General features: G+C 64.2%; 10 protein-coding genes. 8 read left to right on the top strand and 2 right to left on the bottom strand.

All coding sequences use genetic code 11. The features are described from left to right. Positions 1-90 precede the first annotated feature (90 nt). The 7 genes from M2341_RS09855 (at position 91) to M2341_RS09825 (ending at position 9,472) form a co-directional block, all read left to right on the top strand. Positions 91-1,101, top strand: a complete 1,011-nt coding sequence (locus tag M2341_RS09855) for an NAD(P)H-dependent flavin oxidoreductase (protein WP_264585107.1) — start codon at positions 91-93, stop codon at positions 1,099-1,101. Between the two features lie 341 nt (positions 1,102-1,442). After that, on the top strand, positions 1,443-3,743 hold the full coding sequence (gene ptsP / locus M2341_RS09850) for a phosphoenolpyruvate--protein phosphotransferase (RefSeq protein ID WP_264585106.1): 2,301 nt from the start codon (positions 1,443-1,445) through the stop codon (positions 3,741-3,743). Positions 3,744-3,850: 107 nt separating this feature from the next. Beyond that, the gene (locus M2341_RS09845; RefSeq protein WP_264575713.1) at positions 3,851-4,708 is read left to right on the top strand and encodes a helix-turn-helix domain-containing protein; all 858 of its coding nucleotides are present in this window, start codon (positions 3,851-3,853) and stop codon (positions 4,706-4,708) included. Between the two features lie 93 nt (positions 4,709-4,801). Next, complete coding sequence (locus tag M2341_RS09840) at positions 4,802-5,767, top strand: hypothetical protein (RefSeq protein ID WP_413715373.1); 966 nt, start codon at positions 4,802-4,804, stop codon at positions 5,765-5,767. Beyond that, complete coding sequence (gene tilS, locus M2341_RS09835) at positions 5,760-6,707, top strand: tRNA lysidine(34) synthetase TilS (RefSeq protein WP_264585105.1); 948 nt, start codon at positions 5,760-5,762, stop codon at positions 6,705-6,707. Before M2341_RS09840 ends, tilS begins: the two co-directional genes overlap by 8 nt. Positions 6,708-6,777: 70 nt before the next feature. Next, positions 6,778-8,727, top strand: a complete 1,950-nt coding sequence (ftsH, locus tag M2341_RS09830; RefSeq protein WP_181559746.1) for an ATP-dependent zinc metalloprotease FtsH — start codon at positions 6,778-6,780, stop codon at positions 8,725-8,727. 109 nt (positions 8,728-8,836) lie between these two features. Further along, the gene (locus M2341_RS09825) at positions 8,837-9,472 is read left to right on the top strand and encodes a DUF3800 domain-containing protein (RefSeq protein WP_264585104.1); all 636 of its coding nucleotides are present in this window, start codon (positions 8,837-8,839) and stop codon (positions 9,470-9,472) included. 81 nt (positions 9,473-9,553) lie between these two features. Here M2341_RS09825 and rpoZ read toward each other — a convergent pair whose 3' ends face one another. Then, the gene (rpoZ, locus tag M2341_RS09820; RefSeq protein ID WP_181559744.1) at positions 9,554-9,898 is read right to left on the bottom strand and encodes a DNA-directed RNA polymerase subunit omega; all 345 of its coding nucleotides are present in this window, start codon (positions 9,896-9,898) and stop codon (positions 9,554-9,556) included. 202 nt (positions 9,899-10,100) lie between these two features. Here rpoZ and M2341_RS09815 point away from each other — a divergent pair, with 202 nt between their 5' ends. Continuing rightward, positions 10,101-11,282: a phospholipase D-like domain-containing protein gene (locus M2341_RS09815; RefSeq protein WP_264585103.1), complete on the top strand. Its 1,182-nt coding sequence runs from the start codon at positions 10,101-10,103 to the stop codon at positions 11,280-11,282. Here the strand turns inward: M2341_RS09815 and M2341_RS09810 are convergent. Further along, positions 11,251-11,859, bottom strand: coding sequence for a class I SAM-dependent methyltransferase (locus tag M2341_RS09810; protein ID WP_264585102.1), 609 nt, complete (start codon positions 11,857-11,859; stop codon positions 11,251-11,253). The genes M2341_RS09815 and M2341_RS09810 overlap by 32 nt on opposite strands. Positions 11,860-11,989 lie beyond the last annotated feature (130 nt).

Raw genomic sequence — 11,989 nt, 5'->3', positions numbered from 1 at the left:
GGCTCCGAGGCAGCGTGCCGGCATCCGGTCGGCCGCTGATCTCCTCTTTGCCGTCGCTTCCCGTTGGGAAGGGTCAGATTGGGTATCGTGATGACCGACCGTCTTTCTTCCCTCATGGCCCGCGGCACCGCATTTCTCGGCAGCGAGACCGCGATCATCTGTGGCGCGATGAGCTGGGTGTCCGAGCGGCATCTCGTGTCAGCCGTCAGCAATGCCGGCGGCTTCGGCCTGATCGCGTGCGGCGCCATGACGCCCGAGCTGCTCGATATCGAGATCGCGGCGACCAAGGCGATGACGGACAAGCCCTTCGGCGTGAACCTCATCACCATGCACCCGCAGCTGTTCGATTTGATCGCAGTCTGCGCACGCCATTCGGTGACGCATATCGTGCTGGCCGGCGGCCTGCCGCCGAAGGGCAGCATCGAGGCGATCAAGGCGAGCGGCGCCAAGGTGATCTGCTTCGCCCCAGCCTTGTCCTTGGCCAAGAAGCTGCACCGGTCGGGCGTCGATGCGCTGGTCATCGAAGGCATGGAAGCGGGCGGCCATATCGGCCCGGTGGCGACCAGCGTACTGGCTCAGGAAATCCTCCCGATGATGGCAAGCGAGCTGCCGGTCTTCGTTGCCGGCGGCATCGGCCATGGCGAGGCGATCGCTGCTTATCTCGACATGGGCGCGGCCGGCGTGCAACTCGGCACCCGCTTTGCCTGCGCCAGCGAGAGCATCGCCCATGCCAATTTCAAGAAGGCGTTCTTTCGGGCCTCGGCGCGCGATGCGATTGCCAGCGTACAAATCGATTCGCGGCTTCCCGTGATCCCCGTGCGCGCCCTGCGCAACGCCGGAACCGACGCCTTCACCGCCAAGCAGCGCGAAGTCGCGCAACTGCTCGACGACGGCAAGGTCGATATGGGTGAGGCGCAGCTGCAGATCGAGCATTATTGGGCCGGTGCCCTGCGCCGGGCGGTGATCGATGGCGACATCGAAAATGGCTCGCTGATGGCCGGCCAGTCCGTGGGCATGGTGACGAAGGAAGAACCCGTCGCCGAGATCATCACGACCCTGATGGCAGAGGCGCGGGCAGCATTGACCCGCCGGGTCGGCTGATCGCGGCGCTGCTCTCGCAGACAGCCTGTCGTTCATTGGTTAACGGGTAGCGATATCACGGCGTTCCGGTTACAGCGGTACGAACGCGCCGACTGGTGCGTCGAAAAGAACAAGACATCGGGAGAGACGCCGTGCTGCAGGGCCGGTCCAACGACAGGTGCATAAGGGGCGCGTTGTTGCGCGTTTCAACGCCTGCTTGCGTGTCTGCCGCGTCTCCTTCTTTTCCGACTGGCTTTCTTCCTCTACTGCTCACCATTCCATCATCGTCTTTGCCGGGTTTCTCGCCCGGAAAGATCGAGACGAGGTTGGTTCCCGGCGGCAGTTTCTGATAGCAGGAACGCATGGATCAAACGCGGCGCCCGGAATCCCCATCGAGCAGTGCGGCCACGGCCGCGCGCAGAATTCTCTCTCGCCTCCATGAGGTGATGGCGGCGCGCACGCAAACCCAGGTGAAGCTCAACAAGGTCGTCGAGATCGTCGGTCAGGAGCTTTCCAGTGAGGTTTGCTCGATCTACCTGCTGCGCGATGGCATGCTGGAGCTGTTCGCGACGCGCGGCCTCAAGCAGGAGGCCGTTCACGTCACGCGCCTGGCGCCAGGCGAGGGACTTGTTGGCACGATCGCCCAGAATGTCGAAACGCTCAACCTCGAGGAAGCCTCCGGCCATCCAGACTTTGCCTATCGGCCGGAAACGGGCGAGGAGCGCTTTCACAGCTTCGCCGGCGTGCCGATCGTCCGCCGTGAAAATGCGATTGGTGCATTGTGCGTCCAGCATCTTGACCCGCGCGGCTATGAGGAAGTCGAGATCGAGGCGCTGCAGACGGTGGCGATGGTGCTCGCCGAGCTGATCAATAACGCCAATCTGGTCGATGAAAATCCCGGCGAAGATCGCCCGCTCGAAACGGGCGCGAGCATCCTCTCGGGCTTGCAACTCGTGATGGGCATGGCGCGCGGCCACGCGGTCTTCCACCAACCGCGCGTGACCATCGAGCATACCGTCGCCGAGGATGTCGAGGTCGAGCGGCAGCGCGTCTACTCGGCGTTCGCCAAGATGCGCGAGCAGATCGAGCGGATGGCCGGGCAGGCCGAGTTCGGCATGGACGGCGAGCACAAGGAGGTGCTCGAGACCTACAAGATGTTCGCCTATGATGAAGGCTGGTCGCGGCGGATCAACGAAGCGATCGACTCCGGCCTCACGGCCGAGGCGGCAATCGAGCGGGTGCAGCAACGCACCCGGATGCGGATGCGGCAGATCGATGACCCGCTGCTGCAGGACCGGATGCACGATCTGGAGGATCTCTCCAATCGCCTGCTGCGGATCGTGGCCGGGCAGCTCGGCACGGCGGCACAGCTTGGCCTGCGACAGGACACGATCCTGATCGCTCGTAATCTCGGGCCCGCGGAACTGCTGGAATATGACCGGCGGCGGTTGAAGGGCGTCGTGCTGGAGGAAGGATCGCTGACCGCGCACGTCACGATCGTGGCGCGGGCCATGGGCGTGCCGGTGCTGGGCCGGGTCAAGAATACCCGGGCGCTGATCAACGAGGGTGATCTGGTGCTGCTCGATGTCAATCAGAACCGCCTTTACATCCGCCCCTCCGAGCCGATGGACGAGGCGTTCGAGAGCGGCCTGGCGCTCACGCAGAAGCGGCGCGCGGCCTATGCCGGGCAGCGCGATCTGCCGGCGGAAACGAAGGACGGTCAGCGCATCGAGCTGATGGTCAATGCCGGCCTGCGCGACGATGTCGCCGCGCTGGATGTGACGGGCGCCGATGGGATCGGCCTGTTCCGCACCGAGTTCCAGTTCCTCGTCTCGGCCACCCTGCCGCAGCGCGAGCGCCAGCAGCGGCTCTACAAGGAAGTACTCGACGCGGCGGGCAGCCGCCCGGTCATTTTCCGCACGGTCGATATCGGCGGGGACAAGGCGCTGCCTTATCTGCGCAAGAGCGATTCCGACGATGAGGAAAACCCCGCCATGGGCTGGCGCGCGGTGCGCCTCGCCCTTGAGCGAGACGGCCTGATGAAGGCGCAGGCCCGGGCATTGCTGGAGGCCGCAGCCGGACGGACCTTGCATGTCATGTTCCCGATGATCTCCGAACCTTGGGAACTGACGCAAGCGATGACGCTGTTTCGCGAGCAGAAGGACTGGCTCGCAAAGCGAGGCCGCAAGCTGCCGAAGAGCGTCAAATATGGCGCGATGCTGGAAGTGCCGGCGCTTGCTGAAGCGCTCGACTTCGTGCTGCCGGACCTGGACTTTCTCTCCATCGGCACCAACGATCTCACCCAGTTCCTCTTCGCTGCCGACCGCGCCAACCCCAAGCTGGCCGAGCGTTACGATTGGCTGAGCGTCGCGATCCTTCGCTTCCTCGCCCGCGTGACGCGGACCTGCTCCGAACATGGGGTGCCGGTGGGGGTCTGCGGCGAAATGGGCGGGCGGACGCTGGAAGCCATGGCCCTGCTCGGCCTTGGCATTCGGCGCCTTTCCATCACGCCGGCCTCGATCGGCCCGGTCAAGGCGATGGTACGCTCGGTGGATCTCACGGCCTTGTCGCAAGTCACGGTCGATTTGCTGAAGGGCGGGGTTGCCAACCTTCGCGAGCCACTCTCGCAGTGGGCCGACGATAACGGCGTCGATCTCGGTTGAGAGCCTGTGCGGTGCCGCGCCAGCGAATTCGCGCGTTGACACCGCATAGCGACTGATGAAACAAAGGAACTGGCAAAAAGACCGAAAATAGACGGAAAAAGGCCTCAATGCGCGAAGATGCGAACGAAAATGAGACCGTCGCGCGCAGCGGGCTGAGTGCATCGGCGCAGATGCGGCAGGCACGTGAGGCTGCGGGCATGTCGCTCGATGATGTGGCGAACCGCACGCGGATTACCCTGCGCCATCTCACCGCGCTGGAAGCCGGTGACTATCAGGCCCTTCCCGGAACGACCTATTGCGCAGGTTTCTCGCGCGCTTATGCCCGCGCGGTCGGCATCGACGAACATGCCCTTGTCAGCAAGGTGCGTGAAGAAATCGCGGAAATGGGCGTCGAGCAGGACCCTTATGAGATTGAGGAGCCGGTCGATCCCAGCAGCGTTCCACCGCGCTATCTGGTAATCGCCGCCGCCGTCATCGCGCTGTTGTTTGCGGGCGGTTACGCGATTTGGCGGACCCAGTACATCACGCCGCCGACCGACGACCAGCTTGCGATCGAACAGCGAACCGAGCCGCGCATCGCCGACCCGCGCAACAAATCGGCGGCGCCCGCGCAGAACCCGGCGCAGGCGCGTCCCAATGGCCCGGTGGTCCTGACTGCGGTGAACGAGGTTTGGCTGCGCATCTATCAGCCGGACGGAAAGCGTCTCTTCGAAGGGACGCTGGAGAAGGACAAGAGCTTCACCGTCCCGGCCGAGGCGCAGGACCCGATGATCCTCACCGGACGTCCGGACGCGCTGGCGGTGACCGTTGGCGGGCAGGCCATCCCGCCACTTGGGACTGCCGAGCGGACGATATCGGACGTTCCGCTAACGGCTGCGGCTTTGCTTGAACGCCGCGTTCAGCCCACAGACACCGATCCGGCGGCATCGCAGACCAGCAATGGTGATGCACCGCCGGCGGGTTGATGCTAGCAGGCAGGGCCTCGCCAACGGATGGGGCAGCGCTCATTGCGCCTCCGCCACCGGCCAACATGATTTGAACATATCAGGAATTTCACCATGGCAGCAGAGCTTTCCCCCCACGAGATGACCAGCAAACGGACCGGCGGCGGGATTGTCCGCGCCCTGCTCCTTGCCGGCGCCGGCCTGCCGCTGCTCTTCAGTGCCCCGGCAAGCGCCCAGCGCACGGTGGAAGGCCGCGTCGATCGGCTCGAGCAGGAAATGCGGGCCGTGCAGCGCAAGGTGTTCCCCGGCGGGGCGGGCCAGATCATGGCGCCCGAAGTCACGCCGCCTGCGCCGACGCCCGGTGTCGCAGCCGGTGCGCCCGCGACGACGCCGATTGCGGATCTGACGGCGCGAATCAACGCCGTCGAGGCGCAACTCGCTCGCCTCACCGGACAGGTTGAGGAGAATGAGCACCGGCTCCGTCAGCTGGAAGAGAATTTCAAGACGATGAGCGCCGCGCAGGCTGCTCCGGCGATCGATCCGGCTAGTCCCTTTGGCCCGCCCAGCGCGCCGCTGCCCGACCGCGCGGCCCAGGCTGCGCCGGCGGCGACCCCGCGTCCGGCCGCGCAACCGTCCCTCGTGGCCCGCACCGAGGCGGTGGCGGCAATCGAGCGCCCCAGCACCGGCAATGCCGCGCTGGATAGCTACACCTATGGCTTCCGCCTCTGGACCGCGAAATTCTACCCGGAAGCGCAGGTGCAACTGCAGCAGACCGTCGACAAATATGGCAAGGACCCGGTCGCCAGCCGTGCCCATAATCTGCTCGGCCGCGCGTTTCTCGATGACAAGAAGCCGGCGGCTGCGGCAAAGATCTTCTACGAAAACTACCGGCAGCGCCCTGCTGGCGACCGCGCGGCCGAGAGCCTCGCCTGGGTCGGTGAGTCGCTCATTCAGCTCAACCGGCTGAAGGACGCGTGCCTCGCCTATGACGAGCTGAACGAGGTGTTCGGCGCCAGCATGCCGGCCAGTGTCCGCGACATGATGACCAAGGGCCGGACCCGCGCCAAATGTAGTGGCTGACACGCTCGCGCAGCGTCTGCCCCAGGCGGTTCACCATCTGCTGGGGCGCGCCTTGCGAACGTCTGAGCGCATCGGCATCGCGGTTTCGGGCGGGGCGGACAGCATGGCGCTGGTCTCGCTGGCAGCGCGTTGCTGGCCCGGGCACGTCGAGGCGGCGACGGTTGATCACCGATTACGAGCCGATTCCGCAGCGGAAGCAGCCATGGTCGCGCGCTGGTGCGAGAACGAGGGCGTCGCCCACGCGATTTTGACGGTCGCGCAGCCCCTTGAGGGCAATCTTCAGGCGGCGGCACGCGCGGCGCGCTATGCGTTGCTGGAGGATTGGCGGCAGGCGCGGGGCCTCGACTGGCTGATGACGGCGCATCAGGCGGACGATCAGCTCGAAACGCTGGTCCTGCGGCTCAATCGCGGGGCAGGGGTGGCGGGACTGTCAGCCATCCGGGCCCGGCGCGGGACATTGCTGCGGCCGCTGCTCAATGAGCGCCGCGCTGATCTGCGCGCGTGGTGCCAGAGCGAAAACGTCCCGTTCATCGACGATCCGAGCAACGAGAACCAGCGGTTCGACCGCGTAAGGGTTCGGCAGGCGCTGGCTGGCTGCGATCTCATCGACCCGAGTGGCATGAACCGCGCGCTGGAAGCGCTGGGCGAAGCGGAGGACGCCATCGCGTGGATGCTGGACCGGCTCGCCGCCGAGCACCTTGTGCTGGCCGGGGATCGCGCCGACCTCACCCGAACGGACCTGCCGCCGGAGCTCCTTCGCCGCCTGATCTTGCGCATGGTTGCCCATCTCAATCCGCAGGCAGAAAAACCGCGCGGGCCATCGCTGGATCAAGCGCTTGTTCAACTTTTCGATGGTAAGACCGTCACCTTGGCAGACTGCCTTGTCACCGGAGGGGCGCGATGGACGATGCGGCGGGCACCACCGCGCAGGTCGTGCTGAGCCCAAAGCCGTTCCGGGCATTGTGTTCCGGGCAGGAAGTCCTATTTTGGACCGCGAAAGCGAGTGGTTGATGAACGATAACAAAGAGCCGCAAGGCAATCCATGGATCAAGAGCGCCCTCATATTGGCGGGCGTGTTTCTTGCGCTGCTAATGTTCGTGACGGTGTTCGACAGCAAGGGCATGAGCAACAACGGCACCGCGATTGCCTATTCCGATTTCCGCGATCGGGTTTCCGCCGATGCGGTGAAGGAAGTGGCGATCGGTCCGGACCGGATCAGTGGCGTGCTCAAGAACGATCAGCGTTTCGTCACCTACGCCGTGCCGGACCCGCAGCTCACGGCGCTGCTGGACGAGCATAAGGTCAAATATAGCGGCCAGCCCGAAGAACAGCCGAACTTCTGGATGATCCTGCTCTACCAGTCGCTGCCGTTCATCCTGATCCTCGGCATCGCCTTTTTCGTTCTGCGCCAGATGCAGAAGGGTGGCGGCGCCGGCGGCGCGATGGGCTTTGGCAAGTCCAAGGCCAAGCTGCTCACCGAGAAGCAGGGCCGGGTGACGTTCGACGACGTGGCCGGCATCGATGAAGCCCGTGAGGAGCTTCAGGAGATCGTCGAGTTCCTCAAGGACCCGAGCAAGTTTGCGCGACTGGGCGGCAAGATCCCCAAGGGCGCGCTGCTGGTCGGCTCGCCGGGCACCGGCAAAACGCTGCTGGCGCGCGCGATCGCGGGCGAGGCGGGCGTGCCGTTCTTCACCATTTCCGGCTCTGACTTCGTCGAAATGTTTGTGGGCGTCGGCGCAAGCCGCGTGCGCGACATGTTCGAGCAGGCCAAGAAGAACGCACCCTGCATCGTCTTTATCGACGAAATCGACGCGGTCGGTCGCCATCGTGGCGCGGGCCTGGGCAATGGCAATGACGAGCGCGAGCAGACGCTGAACCAGCTGCTGGTCGAGATGGATGGCTTTGAATCGAACGAAGGCATCATCATCATCGCCGCGACCAACCGGCCTGACGTGCTAGATCCGGCTCTGCTGCGTCCGGGTCGTTTCGACCGTCAGGTCGTCGTGCCTCGCCCGGATATCGAGGGGCGCATCAAGATCCTCGAAGTCCATATGGCTAAGGTGCCACTGGCGCCTGACGTCGATGCGCGCACGATCGCGCGTGGTACGCCCGGCTTCTCCGGTGCCGATCTCGCCAATCTCGTCAACGAGGCGGCGCTGATGGCCGCGCGGCGTGGCAAGCGTCTCGTGGCCAGCGCCGAGTTCGAGGCGGCCAAGGACAAGGTGATGATGGGCTCCGAGCGGCGCTCCATGGTCATGACCGAGGACGAGAAGAAGATGACGGCCTATCACGAGGCCGGTCACGCCATCGTCGCGATTCACGAGCCGGCGTCCGATCCGATCCACAAGGCGACCATCATCCCGCGCGGTCGCGCGCTGGGCATGGTGATGCGTCTGCCGGAGCGGGACAGCTACAGCTATCACCGCGACAAGATGCACGCCAATCTGGCGGTCGCCATGGGCGGGCGTGTGGCTGAGGAGGTGATCTTCGGCCACGAGAAGGTGTCGTCCGGTGCCTCCGGCGATATCCAGTACGCCACGCGGCTCGCGCGCGACATGGTCACCCAGTGGGGCATGTCCGACGAGCTGGGGCCGCTGCAATATGAGGAGCCGCAGGGCGAGACCTTCCTCGGCTACTCACAAAGCCAGCGCGTCCACATGTCCAATGAGACCGCGCAGAAGATCGACGCGGAGATCCGCAAGGTTGTCGAATCCGGTTATGATCGGGCCAAGACGGTGCTGAGCGATCATCTCGATCAGCTTCACCTGCTGGCCAATGCGCTGCTGGAGTTCGAGACGCTTTCGGGCGACGAGATCAAGACTCTGATCGACAAGGGCGAACTCGTGCGTCCGAGTGGTGAGAAGATCCGGCCCTCTCCGGTCCCGGTGACCGGCACGTCGATCCCCAAGACGGGCAAGCGCAAAGGCCCGATCAGCGATCCGACGCCGCAAAACGTCTGACCTTCATGAGGGTGGACACGAAAGACTGATTGTCGCCGCGAGCCCACGGGCTTTGCGGCGACATTCATTTCAACAGGCGGCCATTTCAAGAAGCGGTGCAGGAGGACGGATGCCCATCTATATCGACGAGAGCGGCAGCCTGCCCGCGGGTGCCATGATCATGGCGGGGGTCGAGATCGAGGCGGATGCCGCCGATCGGCTGCTGGCGCGGTTTCGGGCAGTTGTGGGTCTGCGCGGTGAGCTCAAGGGCAGCCGGATCGGCCTTGTCGAACGCGCCTTCTTCTTCGAACTGCTCGACCGGTTCGATGCCCGGGCCAAGGTTTGCATCATCCGCGCCGACCCACAGGATGCGGGCCGCCGTCCCGAAGACCTCGACGTCTATGTCGCGCTGCTCACGCAGCTGGTGGACGAATGGCGACCGGACGCGGAGGAGGATTGTCTCCAGGTCTTCATCGATGCGGGTCGTTACGACACGCTGGTGCTTGAATCCGTGCGGCACGACATTGCCAAAAGACTTGCGCGATGCGGCAGCGCGCAGATGATCGACAGCAGGCGCTCGGCAGGGGTGCAGATTGCCGATGTCGTCGCCAACAGTTTCTACAACATCGCGATCCGGTCTGGCCGCTCCGCGCGGATCGAAACCATTGTCGACCCCTTTCTTACAGGCGGCGTGCTGCAAACCAGCGATTTGCGCCACAGGCCGGCACCCCGCGCGCCGCATCCGGTCGCGGCAAGGCATGATTGACGCTAAATCCAGGCCCTAGCCGCCTCAAAAAAGGCGGCTTCGACTGTGCCGAAACCGCCTTTCAATCTGATGTTCTGAGGCTTAGCCGTCGTAATCGGCACCCAGGCTGTGCGAGCGCGGCGGCGTCGCAGCCGTGAGGCGCAGCGCCTCGGCAGAGCGTGCGATCGAGCCGATTTCGTCCGGCGTGTCGTCGTCGTCGATCTGCATCTTCTGCATCGAGCCGACGAGGTCGTGCTTGAGGTCGTCCGGCATGATCGTCTCTTCGGCGATCTCGCGCAGAGCCACGACCGGGTTCTTGTCGCGATCCCGATCAACGGTCAGTTCGGCGCCACCGGAGATGGTCCGGGCGCGCTGCGCCGCCAGGAGAACGAGGTCGAACCGGTTGGGAACCTTGTCGATGCAATCTTCGACAGTAACGCGCGCCATGCTTGGCTCCTGAGCAGATTAAGGAGAATGCGGGAAAGGCTGTCGGCTAACAGTCGAGGGAGCGAAAGTCAAGAAAATCGCAGGGGCGATGGGAGGCTCGCGGCGCTGCGATCATGGAAACAATAGTGTCCATCCGGCATTGAAAGGGTGGGATGCGCGCGTGATGATTGGCAAGGCAGGGTGGTTGACGCATGAGGGGGGCATGACAGGCAACGTCTCTACGCTGGCACCGCGTGTGCAGGATGATCGCCTGCACGAGGTGGCCGGTAACAAGCTCAGGTTGATGCCCGGCGGGCAGGATCGGCTCGATACGCTGCTCGACCTGATTGGCAACGCGCGCGAGACACTCGACCTCTATTTTTATATTTTCGCGTCCGACGACTGCAGCAGGCTGATCCGTGACGCTCTGGTCGAGGCCTGCAAGCGCGGCGCCGCTGTCACACTGATGATCGACGCGTTCGGATCGGCGCGGACGCCCGATGGGTTCTTCGATGCCTTCATCGGTGCTGGCGGGCGTTTTGCGCGGTTTGGTGCACGCCGATCGATGCGCTACCTGATCCGCAATCATCAGAAGATCGTGATCTGCGACGGTCGCCGGGCGATGATCGGCGGGTTCAATTGCGAGAACAGCTACTTCGCCGGTCCCGAGGATGCGGATGGCTGGTGCGACCTCGGCCTCGCGCTGGAAGGACCGCTCGTCGGGGATCTCGCCCGATGGTATGAGGGATTGGCGAAGTGGAGCCTGGAGAGCCGGCAGCGGTTCAGCCAGTTGCGGCGGTTGGTTCGCACATGGCAGCCCGGCGAAGGAAAGGCGCGCTGGCTGATCGGGGGACCGACGCGCTTTCTCAACAGTTGGGCCAAGTGCGTGAAGACAGATTTGCACCATGGCCGCACGCTCGATCTGGTCGCGGCCTATTTCTCCCCGAGCCCCGGCATTATGCGCCGCATAGCCGGCATCGCCCAGCGCGGGAGTGCCCGGCTCATCACGCCGGAGCGATCCGACAACACGACCACGGTCGGTGCTGCCCGGCACTTGTATCGGCGGCTGCTGCGGGCCGGAGTGCGAATCCTGGAGTATCAGCCGCAGAAGCTGCACATGAAGCTGATCGTCATCGATGACGTCGTCTATGTCGGGTCCGCAAATTTCGATATGCGCAGCCTGTTCCTCAATCTGGAGCTGATGCTGCGCATCGAGGATGCCGAATTTGCCCGCGCCGCGCGCGCGCTGGTCGACACGATGGCGAAGGACAGCACGGCCATCGACGGCCGCACTTATGCGGCGCTCGCCAGTCCATTCAGTCGGTTTCGCTGGTGGATTGATTATCTTCTGGTCGGCGTGGCCGACTATACCGTTACGCGACGGCTAAACTTTCGGCGTCGCTAAGCGCCGCGCCCGCTTCGTTTCCCTTGCGGGCCCAGAATAGGCGGGCAGGGGGGATGCACCGCCACACCATGCCCTGCGCCACATTCGCGAAATTGGCCTCAAGGCGCGAGAGCACGAAGCGCGAATATTGATAGACGAGAAACTGGCCGCCCGGACGGATGGCACGCGCCGTCGCGGCCGCGATGTCGTCGGCGACGGCGGGGGGCAGGGTTGAAAAGGGCAGGCCGGAGATGATGTAGTCCACCGCCTCGAAGCCCTCACGCGCGAGAATGGCTTCCACGTCGGCGGCCGATCCCTCCACGCAGATGAGCCTTGGGTCCGCAATATGCTGGCGCAGATGGCTCACGAACATGGGATTGGTGTCGATGGCGATCAGCCGCGCGTCCGGCCCAAGCCGCTCAAGAATGCGCCGGGTGAACACGCCCGTGCCCGGCCCATATTCGACGACGCAACGCACGTCCTGCCAGTCGACCGGATCGAGCAGGGCGTGAATGGCGATGTCGGATGTGGGGATCACCGATCCCACCATCCGCGGATGGCGGATGAACTGTTGAAGGAACAAAAATTTGGGAGACATTGCCAACGTCGTTGCGGTCACTTTCCGGACTTCCCTCTCTTTGACGTGACAAATTAACGCGCGACGCGCAAGGTCGTTTCTTAAGCCTTGAAAAATATTGCTAAAATTCTTCGGCCGACACCAATTCTTA

It is taken from the genome of Sphingobium sp. B7D2B (assembly GCF_025961895.1).
Lineage (GTDB): Bacteria > Pseudomonadota > Alphaproteobacteria > Sphingomonadales > Sphingomonadaceae > Sphingobium.
The sequence above is the reverse complement of the archived record's forward strand: the minus strand, read 5'-3'. Positions and strand labels throughout refer to the sequence as shown.